Annotated in this window: 22 protein-coding genes; all 22 read left to right on the top strand. The window is 31.8% G+C overall.

From position 1 onward, the window contains the following. The first annotated feature begins 30 nt into the window (after positions 1–30). Positions 31–2,919 carry a penicillin-binding transpeptidase domain-containing protein gene (locus ACREV6_RS23640; protein WP_431580484.1) on the top strand — a complete coding sequence of 963 codons (2,889 nt, stop codon included), beginning with the start codon at positions 31–33 and terminating at the stop codon, positions 2,917–2,919. A gap of 241 nt (positions 2,920–3,160) precedes the next feature. After that, entirely contained in the window at positions 3,161–6,037 is a 2,877-nt protein-coding gene (locus ACREV6_RS23635) for a penicillin-binding transpeptidase domain-containing protein (RefSeq protein ID WP_431580483.1), read from the top strand. A 363-nt stretch (positions 6,038–6,400) separates the two neighbouring features. Beyond that, positions 6,401–7,033: a septum site-determining protein MinC gene (minC, locus tag ACREV6_RS23630; RefSeq protein ID WP_431580482.1), complete on the top strand. Its 633-nt coding sequence runs from the start codon at positions 6,401–6,403 to the stop codon at positions 7,031–7,033. 14 nt (positions 7,034–7,047) lie between these two features. After that, positions 7,048–7,854: a septum site-determining protein MinD gene (gene minD, locus ACREV6_RS23625; RefSeq protein WP_431580481.1), complete on the top strand. Its 807-nt coding sequence runs from the start codon at positions 7,048–7,050 to the stop codon at positions 7,852–7,854. Positions 7,855–7,866: 12 nt separating this feature from the next. Continuing rightward, positions 7,867–8,130 (top strand): cell division topological specificity factor MinE, encoded by a 264-nt coding sequence (gene minE / locus ACREV6_RS23620; protein WP_431580480.1) that lies wholly within the window; start codon positions 7,867–7,869, stop codon positions 8,128–8,130. Between the two features lie 97 nt (positions 8,131–8,227). Next, entirely contained in the window at positions 8,228–9,340 is a 1,113-nt protein-coding gene (gene rodA / locus ACREV6_RS23615; RefSeq protein ID WP_431580520.1) for a rod shape-determining protein RodA, read from the top strand. A gap of 50 nt (positions 9,341–9,390) precedes the next feature. Then, the gene (locus ACREV6_RS23610) at positions 9,391–9,762 is read left to right on the top strand and encodes a methylglyoxal synthase (RefSeq protein WP_431580479.1); all 372 of its coding nucleotides are present in this window, start codon (positions 9,391–9,393) and stop codon (positions 9,760–9,762) included. A gap of 153 nt (positions 9,763–9,915) precedes the next feature. Beyond that, positions 9,916–10,302: an endopeptidase gene (locus tag ACREV6_RS23605; RefSeq protein ID WP_431580478.1), complete on the top strand. Its 387-nt coding sequence runs from the start codon at positions 9,916–9,918 to the stop codon at positions 10,300–10,302. 20 nt (positions 10,303–10,322) lie between these two features. Further along, on the top strand, positions 10,323–11,183 hold the full coding sequence (locus ACREV6_RS23600; RefSeq protein ID WP_431580477.1) for a M50 family metallopeptidase: 861 nt from the start codon (positions 10,323–10,325) through the stop codon (positions 11,181–11,183). Positions 11,184–11,389: 206 nt separating this feature from the next. Continuing rightward, complete coding sequence (locus ACREV6_RS23595; protein ID WP_431580476.1) at positions 11,390–13,243, top strand: TIGR03960 family B12-binding radical SAM protein; 1,854 nt, start codon at positions 11,390–11,392, stop codon at positions 13,241–13,243. Further along, entirely contained in the window at positions 13,194–13,934 is a 741-nt protein-coding gene (locus ACREV6_RS23590) for a TIGR03936 family radical SAM-associated protein (RefSeq protein ID WP_431580475.1), read from the top strand. Before ACREV6_RS23595 ends, ACREV6_RS23590 begins: the two co-directional genes overlap by 50 nt. 21 nt (positions 13,935–13,955) lie before the next feature. Next, on the top strand, positions 13,956–15,398 hold the full coding sequence (locus tag ACREV6_RS23585) for an Rne/Rng family ribonuclease (RefSeq protein WP_431580474.1): 1,443 nt from the start codon (positions 13,956–13,958) through the stop codon (positions 15,396–15,398). A 140-nt stretch (positions 15,399–15,538) separates the two neighbouring features. Continuing rightward, complete coding sequence (rplU, locus tag ACREV6_RS23580; RefSeq protein ID WP_431580473.1) at positions 15,539–15,850, top strand: 50S ribosomal protein L21; 312 nt, start codon at positions 15,539–15,541, stop codon at positions 15,848–15,850. A gap of 2 nt (positions 15,851–15,852) precedes the next feature. Next, complete coding sequence (locus tag ACREV6_RS23575; protein WP_431580472.1) at positions 15,853–16,185, top strand: ribosomal-processing cysteine protease Prp; 333 nt, start codon at positions 15,853–15,855, stop codon at positions 16,183–16,185. Between the two features lie 4 nt (positions 16,186–16,189). Next, entirely contained in the window at positions 16,190–16,501 is a 312-nt protein-coding gene (rpmA, locus tag ACREV6_RS23570) for a 50S ribosomal protein L27 (protein WP_431580471.1), read from the top strand. 53 nt (positions 16,502–16,554) lie between these two features. Beyond that, positions 16,555–17,091 carry a Spo0B domain-containing protein gene (locus ACREV6_RS23565; RefSeq protein WP_431580470.1) on the top strand — a complete coding sequence of 179 codons (537 nt, stop codon included), beginning with the start codon at positions 16,555–16,557 and terminating at the stop codon, positions 17,089–17,091. 49 nt (positions 17,092–17,140) lie between these two features. Beyond that, positions 17,141–18,424: a GTPase ObgE gene (gene obgE, locus ACREV6_RS23560; RefSeq protein ID WP_431580469.1), complete on the top strand. Its 1,284-nt coding sequence runs from the start codon at positions 17,141–17,143 to the stop codon at positions 18,422–18,424. 77 nt (positions 18,425–18,501) lie between these two features. Further along, positions 18,502–18,792, top strand: coding sequence for a YhbY family RNA-binding protein (locus tag ACREV6_RS23555; protein WP_431580468.1), 291 nt, complete (start codon positions 18,502–18,504; stop codon positions 18,790–18,792). A gap of 184 nt (positions 18,793–18,976) precedes the next feature. Next, entirely contained in the window at positions 18,977–19,576 is a 600-nt protein-coding gene (gene nadD, locus ACREV6_RS23550) for a nicotinate-nucleotide adenylyltransferase (RefSeq protein ID WP_431580467.1), read from the top strand. 71 nt (positions 19,577–19,647) lie between these two features. Further along, positions 19,648–20,220 carry a bis(5'-nucleosyl)-tetraphosphatase (symmetrical) YqeK gene (yqeK, locus tag ACREV6_RS23545; RefSeq protein WP_431580466.1) on the top strand — a complete coding sequence of 191 codons (573 nt, stop codon included), beginning with the start codon at positions 19,648–19,650 and terminating at the stop codon, positions 20,218–20,220. A 4-nt stretch (positions 20,221–20,224) separates the two neighbouring features. Beyond that, complete coding sequence (locus ACREV6_RS23540; protein ID WP_431580465.1) at positions 20,225–21,490, top strand: LCP family protein; 1,266 nt, start codon at positions 20,225–20,227, stop codon at positions 21,488–21,490. A gap of 70 nt (positions 21,491–21,560) precedes the next feature. After that, complete coding sequence (locus ACREV6_RS23535) at positions 21,561–21,944, top strand: RidA family protein (protein WP_431580464.1); 384 nt, start codon at positions 21,561–21,563, stop codon at positions 21,942–21,944. Position 21,945: the final 1 nt, after the last annotated feature.

Genomic DNA, 21,945 nt, shown 5'->3' with positions numbered 1-21,945 from the left:
GAAGGTGATGATTAAAAGGTTGGTGAAATAGTGAGTAAGAAAAGCAAACAAAAGAATGAATTTTCTAGATTTAATGTTTTGGGTATAATTATGATTATGATTTTTTGTGCAATTATTTGGAGACTTATAAATGTACAAGTAGTTAATGGTGAGTTATATAGGGAAACTGCAAATCAACAAAATCACAAGATGATATCAACAGTAGCTCCGAGAGGTGACATAATTGATAGGAACGGTAAAAAGCTTGCTGAAAGTAAACAAAGCTATATATTAACATTTACCAAAACAAAAGAGAGCGAAGAAAGGTTCTTTCCCACTATGGACCGTGTATTTAAAATTCTTGATAAAAATAAGGCAATTCAGGTAGATGAGTTTTTGCTTAAGGTAAAGACTAGTTCAGATAAAAAACAAAGGTCCTATAGCTTTGATTTTGGTAAGACTGTAGATAAAAAAACACAAGATTGGATAGAGCTTAGATTTAAAAAGGATAGAGGCTTTGAGGAAATAGTAATTAGAAAGCTTTATAAGGATAAAAAGAAAGATGACTTAACAGCTGAGCAACTTAAAAAAGTTGATGAAGATCTTTTGAAAATTACCCCAGAGCAAGTTTTTAATGAACTAATAAAACAGTACGGAATGGAAAAAATTAAAGATTCTAAAAGCATAGAAGCGCTGAGGCGGTATATGTTGGTTAAGGATAATTTAAAGATGCAGAGTTTTTCAGGATACAAACCTATAACTATTGCTAATAATTTATCTGAAGACGCTGCTGGTATTTTTGAACAAATGCAACCTGAAATTCCAGGTATAAGTGTTACAACTCAGCCAATTCGCGTCTATCCTAATAAGGATCTAGGGTCGGCATTCCTCGGGTATATTTCTAAGATAAATCCTTGGGACAAAGATAAGTATGAGGAACAAGGCTATGATATAAGTTCGGATTATATAGGTACTTCAGGAATTGAAGCAACCTTTGAAGAGGTTTTAAAGGGAACTAAGGGTCAAGAAAGTATTTCGGTTAATAAACAAGGACGTAAAGTTAATACACTAGGAGAAATTGAAACTTATCCTGGGCAAACAATACAACTTAATATAGATAAAAATATGCAATATGCTGCAGAAAAATCTTTAGATGAGGTTATGATAAGTCTACAAAAGGCAGGTAAAAACACGGGGCAAAGTGTAGATACAACAAATGCAAACAGAGGCGCAGTGGTAGTACTGGATGTTAATACAGGTAAGGTATTAGCATTGGCTAGTAGACCTGGGTATGATCCTAATCTATTTTCAATAGCTGGAAGTTCAACTAGTGAAATTAATGATTTATTAAATCCCAAAATAGATGAAATGGGACCAAAGTATATTCAAGATAGAGGGCTTACAGAGGTTAAAGGTGTGCTAAGTGATAAAGATATGGCAGAAAAATCTAAAGATGAAAGAGCAAAAATATTACTTGATTATATGTTTCCACTAGACAAAAGTGTAGCAGGTAATTCTAAAGTAAGAAAAGATAATAATGATATTTTCCCGAAAGCAACATTTAATTATGCAACTAAGTCTCTAATACCTCCTGGTTCCACTTTTAAGCCGCTTACAGCCATTGCAGGGCTAGAAGAAGGCGTTATAACAGAGGGTTCTACAGTGGATGATAATGGCCCATACAATAAGAGGTATAAATCCGTTACTGCTGCATGTTGGTTATATAATGAGCAACATTATGGTCATGGAATAGTAGATTTAAGAAAAGCAATGAGAGAATCGTGTAATTATTACTTTTATGATGTAGCTGATAAACTTTTTGAAAAGGGTGGGGAGAATAAAACCGGTTTAAACTTACTAGCAAAATATGCATGGAAATTCGGTCTTGGAATAGATCCGAGTAGTAATGCAAAACCTGCTACAGGTATAGAGATTCCAGAAAACTTTGGTCAGGTTTATAATTATCAGTCCAGTAAAGAAATATTAGCTAATATACACATAAGTAATCTGGTAGGTTTTCTGCAAAAGGGAACAAATGCCACAGGGGGTAAATATAAACCTCTTGATACTGTGTCACAAAAAGAAAGTGGCACTGATAATCAAATACAGGAAATTAAAAAAGCAAATGAGAAAAAACTTAAATTTCAAGCTTTCATTAAAGCACAAATGAAAAAAGATAAGAAAGATTCCTATAATTCAATTATACAAAGTTCTGAGATTTCTATAAAGGAAGTTATTGAAGCTTCTAAGTCATTGAAAGATAATAAATATACTGATAAAGATATCAGGGCTATGGCCGAAACTATTTATTCGGAAATAAGTGATGCTAATACTGAAATTAATTCTGCTGCTAATGCATACTATGCAGCTATAGGGCAAGGGTTTAATGCCTTTACACCACTTCAGTTAGCAAATTTTGTGGCTACTATGGTGAATGGCGGAAATAGATATGAAACCCATTTGGTAGATAAATTTTTAGACCCAGATGGTAACATAATTAAAGAGAATAAGCCTGTGGTTTTAGAAAAAACTAAAGTAAGCACTGAAACAATTAATTTAATTAAAGAAGGTATGTTGCAAGTTACTAGTGATCCTAAAGGTACAGCATATAACACATTTGGAGGTTTTCCTATTTCAAATGGAGGAAAAACAGGTTCTGCTACTTTTAATGACGTTACTCAATCTGCGCTAGGAAGGACTTCCTATGGATACTATATAGGTTTTGCACCCTATGACAAACCTAAAATAGCTGTTTGTGCAGTGGTTTTTGATGGGGGTCATGGTGGATGGGTTGCACCAGTTGCAAAAGCAGTTTATGAGCAGTATTTTAAAGCTGAATTACTTAAGCTAGATCCTAAATATGAATTTATGTATGATGCAGATAAGAAAACTGGTAATGTGAAATTACCTACTGCAATAACAGGTAATGGTCATGATTAGATAAATTGTAAATAAAAATTTTAAATAAACTCTAACAAATAGACTCTAACAAATTTATTTGTTAGAGTTTATTTGAGCTCAGGACATATAAAAACAACTTCAAATCATTCTCAAATAATAGAAGTATTTATAAAAAATAAAAAAATATACTTATATTGAAATTAAGCAGGAATTTACCTATAATATGTAGAATTAAGTAGACTAAGTTGAATTATGGAAAAGATTTTAAAAGGTTGGTGAAATGGTGAGTAAGAAAAATAAGAAAGATAAAAAAGATAATGAGTTTTTCAGATTTAATGCTATGACTACCATTACGATTGGTATTTTTTTTGTTTTTTTTGGAAAACTGATTAATATGCAGATAGTTAATGGTGAGTTATATAAACAAAAAGCAAATCAACAAAATCATAAGGTAATATCCACAGTAGCACCAAGAGGTGATATTATTGATAGAAAGGGTAAAAAATTGGCTGAAAGTAAGCAAAGTTATATATTAACATTTACTAATACAAAAGAAAGTGAAAAAAATTTCTTTCCCACTATGGACAAAGTATTTAAGATTCTTGATGCAAATAATGGAATTCAGGTAGATGAGTTTTTACTTAAAGTAAAGACTGGTGCAGACAAAAAAAAGACAGAATATAGTTTTGATTTTAAGACCTTAGATAAACCAAAACAAGATTGGATAGAGCTTAGATTTAAAAAAGATAGAGGCTTTGAAGATGAAGTTATTAAAAAGCTATATAATGATAAAAAGAGAAATGAATTAAAACCTGAGCAGCAAAAAAAAGTTGATGTAGATCTTTTAAAGATTACTCCAGAGCAAGTATTTAATGGACTAATTAAATATTATGGAATGGACGAAATTGTGGATTCCAAAAGCAAAGAATTACTTCGTCGGTATATGTTAGTTAAGGACACTTTAAAAAGGCAGAGTTATTCTGGATATAAGCCTGTAAATATCGCCAATAATTTGACAAAAGATGCTGCTGGCATTTTTGAACAAATGCAACCTGAGATTCCAGGGGTTAGTGTTACAACGGAGCCAACTAGGGTCTATCCTAATAAGGACCTAGGGTCAGCTTTCCTCGGCTATATTTCTAAGGTGAATCCTTGGGAGGCAGATAAGTATGAGGAACAAGGCTATGATATAAGCTCTGATTATATAGGTGCTTCAGGAATCGAGTCAGCTTATGAAGAGGTTTTAAGGGGAACTAAGGGCCAAGAAAGTATTGAAGTGAATAAACAAGGGCGAAAAATTAAGACCTTAGGTGAGATTGCAACCTATCCGGGGCAAACATTACAACTTAATATAGATAAAAATTTGCAATATGCTGCAGAAAAGTCTTTAGATGCGGTGTTACTACATTTACAAAAAGAAGGAAATAACCCAGAGCAACAAGTAGATACAACAAATGCCAATAGAGGTGCAGTGATTGTAACTGAAGTTAATACGGGTAAGATATTAACACTAGTAAGTAGACCTGGATATGATCCTAATATGTTTGCAGTATCTGGTGGGTTAACTCCTGAAATGAATGATTTGTATATAAATCCAAACATAGCTAAAAAGGGACTCGCTTATATTAAAAAAAGAGGGCTTGCAGATATTTTTGATAAAGGTGTGCTAAATGAAGGTGATAGGTCAAAATCCAAAGAACAAAGAGAGAAAATACTACTTGATTATATGTTCCCTTTAGATAAAAGCATAGAAGGTAATACTACAATTAGGAAGGACAATAATGATATTTTCCCAAAAGCAACTTTTAATTACGCAACTAAGTCTCGAATACCTCCTGGTTCCGCCTTTAAGCCAATGACAGCTATTGCAGGGCTAGAAGAAGGTGTTATAAACAGGACAAGTGAAGTAACCGATAATGGCCCATACAATACACGTTACCCATCTATTAAAGCTGCATGTTGGAAGTATAATGAGCAGGGTTCTGGTCATGGAAAGCTTAATATTCAAAAGGCGATGAGTGAATCTTGTAATTATTACTTTTATGATGTAGCTGATAAGCTTTATGCACATGCTGGAGAGAATAAAACAGGTTTAAACCTAATAGCAAAATATGCATGGAAATTCGGTCTTGGGATAGAGCCTAATAGTAATAAAAAACCGGCTACAGGTATAGAGATACCAGAAAACTTTGGTCAGGTATATAATTATGAATCTAGTAAAGAAAGATTTGCGAATAATTATAGAAGCAATCTGGTTTCCAAATTGCAAGAGATGAAAAAACCACTTGATCTTGAATCACAAAAACAAAGTGGCACTGAGAAAGAAATAGCTGAAATTAAAAAATTAAATGAAAACAAAGTTAAGTTTATTGCTTTCATTAAAACAGAAATGAAAAGAGATGTGAAAGGTTCCTATGATTCAGTTATAAAAAGTATTCAACTTGAGATAAAGAAACTTATTGAATCTTCCAAAGTATTAAAAAGCAATAATTATACAGCTGCAAATATCAGAGCTATAGCTGAAATTATTTATTCTGTAATAAGTGATACTAATACTGAAATTAATTCCGCTGCAAATGCATACTATGCAGCCATAGGGCAGGGACACGATGAGTTTACACCATTACAGTTAGCTAATTATATGGCTACCGTGGTGAACGGTGGAAATAGATATGAAATGCATTTGGTGGATAAAAGTTTAGATCCAGATGGAAAGATAATTAAAGAAACGAGGCCTGTAGTTTTAGAAAAAACAAATGTAAGTGCTAATACAATTGATATAATTAAAGAAAGTATGTTAGAAGTTACTACTAAAGGTACAGCATCTAGCACATTTAAAGATTTTCTTATACCAAGTGGAGGGAAAACAGGTTCGGCTACTTTTAATGATGTTACTCAAACTGCGCTAGGAAGGACTTCTTATGGATATTATATAGGATTTGCTCCCTATGAAAAACCCGAAATAGCTGTTTGTGTAGTGGGTTTTGATGGAGGTCATGGTGGATGGATGACTCCAGTTGCAAAAGCGATTTACGAGCAATATTTTAAAGCTGATCTACTGAAAAAAGATCCTAAATATACATTTATGGTTGATCCAGATAAAGGAACTAGTAATATATATTTAAATACTGATTTAATTGGAAATGGTCACGATTAGTTAAATTACAAAGGGCTAGAAATTTCAAATAAACTCTGACATATTTATATGGCAGGGTTTATTTAATTGTTAGGCACATAAAAATCATGTGGATTTTCACTTTAACGACATTTCAGAAGGAAGTCGTTAATTACAGCATCTCAGAGGATGATTTAAACAGTAAAAACAACTAAAAAATAAAAAAAATATATTTATATTGAAATTAAGCAGGAATTTACTGATAATATGTTGAAATATTAGCGTAAGTTCAATTATGGATGGAACAATTAATAATTGCTTTAGAGACATGAAATAAATAGCAAATTGAATGGTGATTATTTTCATGTTCCATAAACCCCAGAATAGAGCTAGGAGGTTAAAATTATGGTTACAGATAAAATAGTAATTAAAGGAAATAAAGAGGGATTAAATGTAGTTATAAATATGAATCATTTCAGCGATTTTGACGATATGTTAGAGGCTTTAGTTAATAAACTTTCACAAGGAAAAAAATTTTACAAAGGAAGTACTTTGAAAATAACTACTGAACTTAAATACATAAATGAAAAGGAAAGTATAAAATTAAAGGACATATTATTCGATGAATTTCTAATTAGTGATTGTATTTTTCAGGATCAAGAGGAAACTACTGTTAAAGTGTTTGCGGGCATATATGAGGGGAAAACTAAGTTTTTAAGAAAGACAATAAGAAGTGGACAAAGTATAAATTATCCTGGTAATATAGTTATAGTTGGGGATGTAAACCCAGGGGCTGAAATATATGCAGCAGGAAATATAATTGTGCTTGGTAATTTAAGAGGCGTTGTGCATGCAGGCACCAGTGGTAATGAAAAGGCTATAATTGCGGCATTGAAGCTAGAACCTCAAATACTTCAGATTGGAAGTGTTGTCACAAGGTCCCCTGAAGACAACCTTAAGCCTGAATATCCTGAGGTGGCAAAAATTAAAAACGGAAATATTATTGTGGAACCGTATATAGAGAATAAATATATTTAATGGAGGTAATGAACATGGGAGAAGCTATAGTTATAACATCGGGTAAGGGCGGTGTAGGTAAAACTACTACCACAGCGAATATTGGAACAGCACTTGCATCTATGGACAAAAAAGTAGTAGTTATTGATGGAGACACTGGACTTCGTAACCTTGATGTACTAATGGGACTTGAGAACAGGGTAGTATTTACATTAGTAGATGTTATTGAAAAAAGATGCAGATTAAAGCAAGCATTAATAAAAGATAAAAGATTTAGTAATTTATATTTAATGCCAACAGCTCAAACAAGAGACAAAAATGATGTTAATATAAAAGATATGCTACTTGTAGTAAATGAGTTAAAAGAAGAGTTTGATTACGTTATAATAGATTGCCCAGCGGGTATAGAGCAAGGCTTTGAAAATGCTATAGTGGGTGCTGATAGAGCTATTATAGTGGTTAATCCAGAACTCACTTCAATTAGAGATGCAGATAGGGTAATAGGAAAATTAGACTCTAAGGGTTTAGATAGACATGAGGTTATAATAAATAGAATAAACTATGAAATGACTAAAAGTGGAGATATGCTTTCTGTAGATGATATTATAGAGTGCCTAGCAATTAAATTAATAGGAATTGTACCAGATGATAGGAAGGTTACGATTTCAACTAACAAAGGTGAACCGATTGTTCTAGACGACAATTCTTTGGCAGGTCAAGCTTTTAAAAACATTGCTAAAAGAATAATTGGAGAGGAAGTACCTTACGCTACACTAGATGGATCATCACGTAGTGAAATGGGATTTTTTGCTTCTCTAAAAAAAATATTTAAGGGTATATAGGGGGGAACTTTAATGAATTTATTTAAAATGTTTTCTAGCAAGGATTCCTCAAAAGATATTGCAAGTGATAGATTAAAACTAATTTTAATACACGATAGAGCAGATTTTTCACCTGATTTTTTAGAAATGATTAAAAGTGACATACTAAAAGTAATATCAAAATATGCTGAAATAGAAACCGGGGAAATCGAAGTTAGATTAACAACCACGGAAGAATATGAGGGAAGTTCGCCAGCACTAGTTGCTAGTATTCCTATTAGAAAAATAAAGAGATGAGCTATCCAACCTATGTGTAGTTAACAACTTATGCATAGCTTTTTTTTCACAATATGATATAATCATATTTGAAATGGAGGTAGGTCAATGCATGAAGATTTTACAGAAGCTAAAACTTAATAAGAAACTTTTAAGAGAATTAGATTATAGTTCTATTATACTTGCAATTTGTATTGTGGCTTTCGGATGCATAAATATTTATAGTGCGACGAATAAGGACTATGGAATATATTATCCTAAATTGCAAATTGCGTGGCTTGTATTAGGTCTTATAACAGTGTATCTTATTTTGATATTTGATTACATTTTAATTAAAAATTACGCTTTGTTAATATATTGGGCGGGGGTCATATTTTTAATACTTAATGATTTTGTTTTAGGATCTACTACCAAGGGTGCGACTTCTTGGATAAAAATTGGTAGTCTAGGAATACAACCTTCAGAATTTGCTAAAATTGGCATGATAATAATCCTGGCTAAGAAATTAGATGATATGGAGGGAAAAATTAATAACCCTAAAAATTTATTAACATTAATATTTTATGCGGCAGTGCCAATGGTATTAATTGTTATTCAGCCTGATATGGGAATGACTATGGTTAGTTTCTTTATAGTACTAGGAATATTTTATTGTATAGGACTAGATCAAAAAATTATAATTGGAGGGCTAACCTCGGTTATTCTGTTAATTGTAGGGGTGTGGAATTCACCAATTATGAAACCATATTGGAAGGGAAGACTAACATCTTTTCTACATCCAGAACAATTTGAACTAGGATATGGACTTCAGCTTATTCAATCAAAACTTGCTTTAGGCTCAGGAGGAATACTGGGACGTGGCTTTGGAAAAGGAGTTCAATTTAATTCTGTGCCAGAAAATCATACAGATTTTATTTTTTCGGTGCTAGGAGAAGAATGGGGACTTATTGGTGCATTATTATTAATACTTTTATATGCTATTCTTATATATCGATTAATAAAAATTGCAAAAAACTCTAAAGATGTTTTTGGAACTGTAATAGCTGTGGGATTTATATCGAATTTACTATTTTCAATAGGGCAAAACATTGGGATGACCATGGGACTTATGCCTATTACAGGCATAACTTTGCCATTTATGAGTTATGGTGGAAGCTCGCTTTTAACAAGTTTTATGGCACTAGGACTTGTGCTAAATGTAGGCATGAGGAAAAAGAAAATAAACTTTTAATATTGCAGCTTGACAGAAGATGATTTAACTACATTTCAGAAGGAGGAAATATGAGAATAGCACTAATAGCACATGATAAAAAAAAGGACGATATCATTGACTTTGCAAATCGTTACAAGGATACACTAATGCAGCATGAACTATACGGGACAGGAACAACAGGAAAATTAATAACTGAAAAAGTGGGATTGACCGTTAGTAGGTTTTTATCAGGACCTCTCGGAGGGGACCAGCAAATAGGTGCAAAGCTAGCACAAGGGGAAATGGATATGATAATTTTTTTAAGAGATCCACTTACAGTACAACCCCACGAGCCAGATATTTCAGCATTACTTAGATTATGTGATGTTCATTGTGTTCCACTTGCCACAAATTTAGGTACAGCGGAAGTTTTGATGAGAAGTTTAAGAAATCGTGAATAAAACAATATAACCTAGCAAGCACTGTATATTTCTCAGTGCTTGCTATTTTTTTAGATTATAAATATATACTTTTTATTTTTGATTATATTATGTAATATAAATGGATAATTTTAAATATATATAAATAGTAAAAGAATACATGAGGGGGATAAAATGGGTAATTATAATACGCAGTATCAAAGCTATTATAATAATTTGGCTAAAAAACAGAGGGGTACAAATAATTTTGCTAGTGAAAGTAACAGGAAAAATGGAATATGGGATTATTATAGAAAGAGATTAACTAGGGAACTTATTGGAGTACTTATATTGTTTATTATTGTACTGCTCTGCAAAGTAGTAGTTACCACTAAAACTCAATATGCTTATAATTATTCTAAGGAAGTAATAAATAAAAAATATGACTATGGTACATTAATAGAGAAAACTAAGGGGTTTAAAATAAAAGATATAGAAATAATTACAGTGAATTTTATAGAGAAGATTAAAAGCACAATTTCAAGTGGAAATGAGCTAAATAATAAAAACATCGGGCTTTAGTAATTACTATGGGGGATTAATTGATAAGAATAAGTAAGCTGTTTTTGCCGTACATTGTATTATTGTTAATATTAGGGTTTAAAGGAGAAATTCTAATAGCTTTTCTTCTAGTGTTAATCCATGAGTTAATGCATTATTTAACTGCTAGGATTTTAGGCTTTTCGGGTTTTGATATAGAAATACTTCCCATAGGAGCCGTACTTAAGGTTAAGGATTTAGACGAGGCAAGTGCTAAAGAGGATATAATTATTTCGCTATCAGGGCCCTTACTAAACTTAATACTGGCAGCTGCTTTTTATGTTTTATTTATATTTTTTAATAGATCTTATTTGCATTTAATATATAGTAGTAATTTAGCTATAGGCATTTTTAATCTTATCCCAGCATTTCCACTGGACGGTGGAAGGGTCCTTCGGGATATACTTAGTATTAAAACTATATATAGAAGAGCTAATGAAATTTCTGTTAGGGTTAGCATGGTCCTTGGAAGTATTTTCATGTTTATATATTTTGTAAGTGTTGCAGCAAATAAGAGTAATTTTAATTTGGGACTAATTTCTATATTTATTTTAATATCTTCAATTAAAGAGAAGGAAAGGATAGTATATTTGATTATGGGCTATATTATCAAGAAAAAATACAGATTTATAAAGAGAGGGTATATAGAGAATAGAAGTATGTCTATTTTTTGTAAAAAAGATTTATTATCGGCTCTTGGAATGGTTGATAAGAATAAGTATAATATATTTACGGTACTGGATGAGAATATGAGTGTGCTAGAAATTTTGTATGAAGAAGAGATAATTCAGGCAATAAAAGCTTATGGAAATATAAGCTTACTTTCTTACATTGATATTAAGAAGGAGAAAAACACGCTATGAAATGGAATCTTAAAAAATAACTAGTAAATATACCAGCCTTTTAAAGACTGATATATTTACTAGTTATTTTATTTGAAATGTGGTTATAACTAATTTTCGTTTTGAGATTTAACTTTCCTGTGTTAAAATAAAACAATGTGAGAAACCTAAGGTAGTTGGAGCTTCAATTATTAACTACCTTAGTGAAAAAACCAGGAGGGATTTCTATGAACAAAATTTCTGATGATATTTTATTTAAAGTTGAAAAGCCTGCCAGATATGTAGGCGGAGAACTTAATTGTTGTTATAAAGATATAGAAAGTGTGGATATAAGATTTGCTTTTTGTTTTCCAGATGTATATGAGGTGGGCATGTCCCATTTAGGAAGTAGAATACTTTATCATGTGTTAAATTCTAGAGCTGACACCTATTGCGAAAGGGCTTTTGCTCCTTGGCCAGACATGGAAAAGCAAATGAGAGAAAACAATATAGCCCTGTATGCACTAGAGAGCAAGGATTCACTAAATGAATTTGATTTTTTAGGGTTTACTCTCCAATACGAGATGAGTTACACTAATATACTTAATATGCTAGATATGTCAGGCATAACTATAAGAGCCTCAAAAAGAGGTGAAGACGAACCTATAATAATGGCTGGTGGACCTTGTGCTTATAATCCTGAACCACTGCATGATATAGTGGATTTCTTTGAGATTGGTGAAGGCGAAGAAATAATGAATGACGTGATGGATGTTTATAAAAAGTACAAAGGCAAAAGTAAGAAAAGTGAATTTTTGAGAGAAATATCTAAAATTAGAGGAATATATGTGCCTTCCTTATATGAGGTATCCTATAACGAAGATAACACTATTAAGGAATTTAAGCCTAAATACCCAGATGTTCCAAGCCACGTTGTGAAAAGGTTCGTAGCAGATTTTAATAAGGTTGCCTATCCAGAAGAAATGGTAGTTCCATATATAGAAATAGTACATGATAGAGTAATCCTTGAGACCTTTAGAGGGTGCACTAATGGATGTAGATTTTGCCAAGCGGGCATGATATATAGACCAGTAAGAGAAAAAACTACGGATACACTTGTAGAGGCAGCAGATAAGCTACTAAAAAGTACAGGATATAGGGAAATATCACTAAGTTCACTGAGCATTTGTGATTATTCAGATATACACAACCTTATAGCTACTCTTATGGAAAAAAATAAAGAAAACCATCTCAGCGTATCTTTGCCTTCCATTAGAATAGATTCTTTTTCTGTGGATTTAATAAATCAAATACAAAAGGCAAGAAAAACTGGCTTAACTTTTGCACCAGAAGCAGGAACTCAAAGAATGAGAGATATTATAAACAAGGGTGTTACAGAAGAGAAAATATTAGAGGCAGCTAGTAGCGTATTTGCTTCCGGTTGGTCAACTATAAAGCTTTATTTTATGGTGGGACTTCCTTATGAAACTATGGAAGATGTACGTGGTATTGCAGAGTTATCAGATAAGGTTGCAGGAGAATACTTTAAAATTCCTAAAGAAGTAAGAAAAAGGGGCCTTCGGGTTACTACAAGTTCCGCTATATTTGTACCAAAACCATTTACACCTTTCCAATGGGCACCGCAAAGCACCATGGATGAGGTAGTAGAAAAAATTAAAGCAGTTAAGTACGCTATAACAAGTAAGGCAGTTACGTATAACTATCATGAATCTATAGTTTCATACCTAGAGGCAGTTATTGCTAGAGGAGACAGAAGAATTTGTGATGTTATAATAAAGGCTTTTGAAAAGGGCGCAAAATTCGATGGTTGGTCTGAGCATTTCAATTTTGAATTTTGGAAAGAAGCTATGGTTGAATGCAACGTGGATGGTAGTTTTTACGCTTATAGAGAGCGAAGCTATGATGAGATACTTCCTTGGGATTTCATAGATATTGGAGTGAATAAAGAGTACTTAATTTTAGAAAATGAAAAAGCTAAAAAAGCAGAATTAACACAAAATTGTAAACTAGGATGTACAGACTGCGGTGTTAATGTTAATTTTAAAGAAGGGACGTGTTTCCATAGTGCGTTATCTAATTAAGTATACTAAAGACAGTGAGATAAAATTTATTGCTCACTTAGATTTAATGAGAACCCTACAAAAAATAATTAAAAGATCGGAACTTCCAGTAGAATATTCAAAAGGTTTTAATCCTCACATGGCAGTGTCTATTGCACAGCCATTGTCTGTAGGAACACATTCTAGGGGAGAATACATGGATGTAGTTTTAAATTGTGAGAACGACGAAAAATATATTATGGATAAGATGAATGATAATTCGCCCAGGGGAATTAAAATTTTAGATGTGGTAAAAGTTATTCCCGGTGAGGGAAAAAAACCGGCACAAGCTATGGCAACTATAGATGCTGCAAAATATAAAATCAAACTAAAGTGCACTAAGGAAGAGGAAGTATTAGAAATTTTACAAAGCCTCCTTGCCAAAAGCGAATGGAACATTATTAAGACTAGTAAAAAAAGTGGTGAAAAAATGGTTAATATAAAACCATTAGTGTATAAATTCGAATATGAGGTAGAGGGTTCTATACTTGTTATTAGAACGCTTGTTGCTTGTGGAAGCCGCAATAATTTATCAGCGCAGCTACTGGCAGATTATATTGTGGGGAATACTGCTTATATCAATAAAGAGGCTTTTGTTGATATTGAGAGAGAAGAAATGTATGGAACTAAAGACGATAAATTAGTCACTCTTAGCGAGTTTTTTAAAAATTAGTAAAACAGGAGCTGAGTTAAAGTGAAAGAAATATATATTGAAAGACAAGAAGAATTTCTAAGAATAGCTATAAAAGAAAATAACAAATTAAAGGAATGCTTCATAGAAGAGGATTCAAATGGACCAATCCCTGGAGAAATATATAAGGGGGTTGTAAAAAATATTGTTCCAGCAATTAAGTGTGCTTTTGTAGATATTGGGCACGATAAAGATTGTTATATGTATTTAGATGAAAAGTTTAATAATACAAAGATAAAAAAAGGCGACGAAATAATAGTTGAAATTTTAAAAGAGGGAATAGATAAAAAAGGAGCAAAAGTTACTAGTGCTTTTGGTATTGCAGGAATATATTCTGTAATTGTAAACATGAATAAGGACATAAGTTTTTCTAAAAAGATAAACAATAGTGATTTTGAAGATATGGTGACTAGTGGATTAAATAAACCAGAGGATGTAGGGGTTATGATTAGGACTAATGCCTTTGATGTAGACCTTAGCGTTCTAAATGATGAAGTCCAGGAATTGTATGAAATATACAAAGGGGTTATAAATCATGCGCAGTATTCAAGAAATCCTATTTTACTATTTAGCGATGCTGGAGCAATAAATAGAACTCTACGTGATATTTTAGATAAAAATACTTTTAAAATAGTATTAAACAATGAAAGTGATTTTGAATATGCAAAAAAATTTACAGATCACAGGTCTGATATCTCAGTAAAAGTTGAGCTTCATAAGGAAAGTAGAATGTTATTTGATTATTATGGAATAGAAAAAGAAATACTGAGTCTAAGAAATCATAGAATTTCATTAAAATGTGGAGGGAATATTGTAATTGATAAAACTGAGGCAATGTATGTAATTGATGTTAATTCTGGAAAGAATGTTAAAAGTCATTCGCTGCAAAAGACTGCACAAAGCACTAATATTGAAGCAGCTGACGAAATTGCAAGACAAATAAGACTCCGAAATTTAAGTGGGATTATTATAATAGACTTTATTGACATTGAAGATTTAGATGCTAGGAAAAGTATACTAAATACTCTAAGAGTAGGCTTTGCAGATGATAAAAATAAAACTGTAATTTATCCCTTTACCCAACTTAATTTAGTTCAAATTGCAAGGCGTAGGAGAGGAAAGTCTATATATGAGTTTATTGAAGAACCTTGCAAGCATTGCCTTGGTAAAAGTAGTAGGGTTAAATTATCCTATATTCAGTTTTTAATAAAAAATGAAATTTCTAAAATACACAAGGAACAGGGCATAAAAGATATATATATAGAAATTGATGAAATTTACCAAAAGGATATAATGGAGGATGTTTTAGAATTTGTAAGGCTTATAGGGGCACTAGAAAATAGTGTATATGTAAACTTTATCCCTCACTTAGAAAAATTTAAAGTAGAATCGCTAATTTTTGCAAATCAAATAAGAAATTTGCAAACATATAAGATATATGGGTAAATATGCTTTACAAAGGTATAGATATATGTTAAAATGGCTTTTGTAGACCGCTCACACAAGGTTATGAAACATACTTGATACAAACAATTACATATGGTATGTACCTGGGATGGCGAGACTGGATCAAGGAGGTGTATTTTATGTACGCAGTAGTACTTACTGGTGGAAAGCAATACAGAGTTCAAGAAGGAGACGTTTTATTCGTTGAAAAATTGAATGCTGAAGTTGAAACAACAGTTGAATTTTCAGAGATTCTTGCAGTAGGCAAGGAAGAGGGTTTAGTAGTTGGAAAACCTCTAGTTGAAGGAGCTAAAGTTGTTGCTAAAGTATTAGCACAAGGAAAAGCTAAAAAGGTTATAGTTTTCAAATTCAAGAGAAAATTGGATTATAGAAAGAAACAAGGACATAGACAATCATATACTAAGATTCAAATCGAGAAGATTGAAGCTTAATTATGGTTAAAGTTGAATTTGTTCGAAGAACAGGTAAAATAGTTTCTTTTAAAATAAAAGGTCATGCTATGCCAAAGGAAGAACAGTTAGATGTAGATTTAATTTGTTCTGCTATTTCAGCAATTTCTCAAACTACAGTAATTGGGATTGAGGAAGTTTTGAAAATTAAGGTAAAGTATTATATAGAGGATGGATTTCTGAATATAAATTTAGAAAATCAAACTTTGGAAGATATTGAAAGATGTCAAGTTTTATTAGAAACAATGATGCTTGGACTTAAAAGTATAGAAATTACTTATGGTGACTATATAAAACTAGAAACAGAGGAGGTGTGATACTATGCTAGTTATTAACCTTCAGTTATTTGCTCACAAAAAAGGAGTAGGTAGCTCAAGAAACGGTAGAGATAGTGAATCAAAAAGACTTGGGACTAAACGTGCAGACGGTCAATTCGTTCTTGCAGGTAATATTTTAGTAAGACAAAGAGGAACAAAAATCCATCCAGGAACAAATGTTGGAATAGGTGGAGACGACACTCTTTTCGCTAAAGTTGATGGAGTTGTAAAATTCGAAAGAATGGGAAAAATGAAGAAAAAAGCAAGCGTTTATCCTGTTGATGAAGAAGTAGAAGCAATTGCAATGGCTGAATAGTTTAAGGCACCCTTAAAGGGTGCTTTTTTAAAATTCTCTTTCGGAGGATAGTAATGAATGAATTAGAAAATTATATAAGCTTACTTAGAAAACAAAGACACGATTTTATGAATGATCTTCAAGTTATATATGGTTATTTGCAGATTAAAAGACCTCAAGGTGCCTTAGATTATATAGATAGATTATCTAAGCAAAATGAAACTATTAGTGAAATTTATAAATTGCAAGATGATGGATTTTCACTATGCCTTGAGAATAATATTAAAAAATTATGGGCAAATGAAGTTAAAGTTGAGATAGATATTGAGATTAGTAATTTTAAAAATAAAATTTTTGAAAACCAATATAATAAAAAAAATGATTTGGTTAACACTATATTTATGGAGATAGAAGCTACTGATCAAAACTTTGTTTACATTTATATATTTCAAGATGAATTAGGTGAAAGTTTACTTCTTACTAATAATGAAACCATGTTAGGCGAAATAAGCTGGATGGATGAATGGCAACAAATAGATATAGAAATAGATGATTTTAAAATTTATAGATGTGGTTTTGATAATAATATAGCTTATAGATTATTATTCTAATGACTAAAGTTAAAAAAAATAGAAAATGAGCTAAGGTAAGGTGAAATATATGTTTATTGATACAGCCAAAATTTTTGTTAAATCAGGGAATGGTGGAAATGGAGCCGTTTCGTTTAGAACAGAAAAATATATACCATTGGGTGGTCCAGATGGTGGAGATGGTGGAAATGGTGGAGATGTAATACTGGTAGTTGATGCTAGTATGACTACTTTATTAGATTTTTCATATGCGAGAAAATATGTAGCAAAAAATGGAGTACAAGGTTCTGGTTCTAAGTGTTATGGAAAAGCTGGAGAGACCCTGTATGTTAAAGTTCCAATGGGAACTATTGTACGTGACGTGGAAACGGATAAAATAATGTATGATTTAGCTCATGATGGTGAAACTTATCGAGTTTGCAAAGCTGGACACGGTGGAAAAGGTAATGTTAAATTTTGTACACCTACAAGGCAAGCACCAAACTTTGCAGAACCAGGAATGCCAGGAGAAGAACGATGGATTAAGCTTGAACTTAAGATTTTAGCTGATGTTGGACTACTAGGATTTCCTAATGTAGGTAAGTCAACCTTGCTTTCAGTAGTATCAAAAGCAAGACCTAAAATAGCTAATTATCACTTTACTACTTTAAAACCTAATTTAGGAGTAGTAAGCGTGAAAGGTGCACAGAGTTTTGTTATGGCTGATATACCAGGAATAATTGAAGGAGCAGCTGAAGGAGTAGGTCTTGGAATAGGATTTTTAAGACATATTGAAAGAACTAGAATGCTTATTCATGTAGTTGATATTTCAGGAATTGAAGGTAGAGATGCTGTAGAGGACTTTGTGAAAATAAATGAAGAACTTAGAAAATATAGTGTTAAGCTATGGGATAGACCACAAATAGTAGCTTGTAATAAAAGCGACATGCTATTTGATGATGAAGTTTTTGAAAACTTTAAGAAAAAATTAAACGAAATGGGATATGATAATAGTAAGATATTCAAAATATCTGCAGCTACAAATCAAGGCGTAGAAGCGCTTATGAAAGAAGCAGCAAGAATGTTATCTACTATTCCAGTTACAGAACTCGTAATAAACGATGAGGATAGATTCATAATAGAAGACAAGAAATTCACCTACACTATTAATGTGGATGATGAGGGAACTTTTGTTGTTGAAGGAAGCTTTGTTGATAGATTGCTAAATGCTGTTAATATAAATGAACCGGATTCTCTTAAATATTTCCACAAAGTATTAAAAAATAAGGGAGTATTTGATGCACTAGTTGAAAAAGGAATTCAAGACGGAGATTTAGTGAGATTACAAAACTTTGAATTTGAATTCTTATTATAATCAATGACAAATGACCAATGACCACAATTGATCATTGATCATTAAAAATTGATCATTGCTCAAACTAGGAGGATATTATGATTACAAGTAAACAAAGAAGTTATTTAAGAACTCTTGCAAATACATTACAACCAATATTTCAGCTTGGAAAAGCAGGGGTAGAAGAAAATTTTTTAAAGCAGTTAAATGAGGCGCTAGAAGCTAGAGAACTTATTAAAATTAAGGTTCTAAATAATAGTGGACTAACTGCTAGAGAAGCATCAGATATAATTTGTGAGGCTATAGGCGCTGAAGGAGTTCAGAGCATTGGTAGCAAATGTGTATTATACAAAAGGTCTTTAAAAAAGCCCACAATTGAATTGACATAAAAGCATGTAATTTTACATGCTTTTTCCTCTATGGAAAATCATAGTTTGTGCTAGTATTTTCCAAGTTGCCTTTGAAAAATATATTATTAGTATGCGCGGCTAGGATAGCCGAAGCCATTCTAGCCATTGTTAAGAAGGCTTAGTTTGTTTTGATGCCTTATTAGAAAATAAAGAGGGTGTTGTTTTGAAAAAAGCCATTTTTGGAGGAACTTTTGATCCAATTCATATCGGACATATTCATATTGCCTATGAAGCATTATATAATTTAGATTTAGACAAAATTCTATTCATGCCCGCAGGAAATCCACCACATAAAAGAGACAAGAAAATTACAGACGCTCAAATTAGATATGATTTAGTTAAGAGAGCAATAGAATCCGAAGACCATTTTGAAATAAGTGATTATGAAATAAATAAAAAAGAAAATAGCTATACCTATGAAACTGTTGAACTTTTTAGTGAATTTCAAAGTAATATAGAATGGTATTTTTTAATCGGCGTAGATAGCTTAATGGAATTAGATAAATGGAAAAATGTAGATAGAATTCTCAATAGTTGTAAGATTGTAGTTTATAATAGGACAGGATTTACAGTGGAAGAAGTTGCGAGGCAAAAGCGCTATATAGAGCAAAAGTTCAATAAAAAAATAATTTATATTAATATGCCAATTATAGATGTATCTTCAACCAGTATTAGGAATAATATAAAAGCAGGTAGGGAAGTTAATTACCTTTTGCCTAGAGGCGTAGAGGAAATAATTCATGTTCACAATCTATATAAATAGTAAGATTTACAAAGAGTAGAAAAACCATCTGTAATTATCTTCTGTAAAAGAGGAGTATTAGGAGGAGTTAAATGTGGAATGAGGAAGATATGCTTTATTATTTGCATATGAATTTAAGTGAAGGCAGATTGAAACATAGTTTAAGTGTTAGTGAAACTGCAGTAACTCTCGCAGCTAAATATGGAGAAGATATAGAAAGTGCAAGAATTGCAGGATTAGTTCATGACTGTGCTAAGAATATGAAGGCTGATGAGCTTATAAAAATGGCCAGTGATCATGGAATACATATAGATGAAATATATACAACTAATCCATCTATTTTGCATGGATTAGTTGGAAGTATAATAGCTAGAGAAGTGATGGAAATCCAAGATGATGATATTTTGAGCGCTATTGCGTATCACACTACGGGTAGAAAAAACATGAGTATTTTAGAAAAAATAATTTATATATCAGATTACATTGAGCCATTAAGAAAGTTCAAGGGTGTAGAGGAACTCAGAACCCTAAGCCTTACGAATTTAGATGCAGCATTGATACAGTCTCTTGAAAACACCATTATCTACGTTATAAGTCAAAAAGAATTATTGCATATAGATACAATCCACGCAAGAAATTATTTATTAAGTAAAAATAGAAGGTGAGAAGATGAGGAAAAAAACAAAAAGAAAAGTAAATTATAAAAAAATTGCAGTTGGTACCATTTTTTTTGTGGTGGCAGCGGGTATATTAATTTTTGGAGGGCTATATTACTATTTATCTAGTCTTAATAATAGTGCAGTTGATTTATCTAAAAAAGACATAACATCTAAGTTAAGTAATGGCGAGATAGAACAGATAATTAAAACTGGAGAATCTTGTAACATATTGGTTATGGGTGTAGATGTGGGTACTCCAGGGGCTACAAATGCGGATGATCCTAAAAGGACAGATACAATGATCCTGGCACATTACAATTCAGAAGATAAAAAAATAAGCTTGGTTTCTATTCCAAGAGACACTCTAGTTAAGATAAAGAACAAAAATCAAAAAATTAATGCTGCTCATGCTATTGGCGGGGTAACTTATGCTGTTGATGCCGTAGAAAAGCTATTAAATATTAGAATTGATTACTATGGTAAAATCAATTATGAAGGCTTTAGGAAAGTAATTGATGCTATAGGGGGAGTGGATGTTGATATAACAAGGACAATGGATTATGATGACCCCACACAAAATTTAAGTATTCATTTTAAAAAAGGTAAAATTCATTTAGATGGTAAAAAAGCTGAAGAATTTTTTAGATGGAGAAAAAACAATGATGGAAGTGGCCTGGTAGATGGAGATCTGGGGAGAATAGAAAATCAACATATATTTATTAGCAAAGTTATGGAAAAAATAAAAAGTCCACTTATAGTTATTAAAATCCCAGGTATTTTATCAGCAATTCAAAGTTCTGTAGAAACTAATATGGAGGCCAATGATATAATTAAGTATGGATACATATTTGCTAAGATAGATAAGGAAAATCTCTCTATGGCTACCATAAAGGGTGATGATAAGAAGATAAATGGTCAATCATATTTGGTATATAATGAAGCTCAAAATAAGGATACTATTTCAAAATTATATGATAGTAAGGTGTTATATATTGATAAGTCAAAGCTTAGAATAAAGATAATTAATGGCACTAAAAAAGCAGGGCTAGCTAGTGATTTCTCAATATATCTAGTGAAAAAAGGCTATAATAAACCTGTAACAGAAAATGGTGATGCTGTTAGTAAAACTAAGATTTTAGTATATAATAGCAATAACGACATAAAAACTGCTTTGATAAAAGATTTTAAAATAGACAATATTGAATTTTTATCGTCAAAACAGGAGAATTTTGATATAATAGTGTTATTAGGTGAAGATCATGAATACATGTATTAATATTTTTCACCTAGGGATACTATGCAAAGATAGTGTTTACACTATCTAAAGTTATGAGGAGGAGAAAAAAATGGAAAAAAAGATTATAAGCACAATTAAAGCACCAGCAGCTCTTGGACCGTATTCTCAAGCAGTAAAAGTTGGAGGTATGGTATATACTTCAGGATCACTTGCAATAAACGCGTCTACTGGAGAATTTATAAATGATGATATAAAAAAAGCTACAGCACAATCATTAGATAATTTGAAATTTATCCTAGAAGAAGCAGGAACATCATTAGATAAGGTAGTAAAAACTTTAGTATTTTTAAAGGATATGAATGATTTTGCTGATATGAATGAAGTATATTCACAATATTTTAAAGAAAATCCACCAGCTAGATCTTGCGTTCAGGTAGCAAAACTTCCTAAGGATGCATTACTAGAGATAGAAGTAATTGCGATTGCTAACTAAT

The sequence above is a fragment of the Clostridium sp. genome, assembly GCF_050717515.1.
Lineage (GTDB): Bacteria > Bacillota > Clostridia > Clostridiales > Clostridiaceae > Clostridium_AD.
This window is presented reverse-complemented; position numbering and strand designations above follow the sequence as displayed.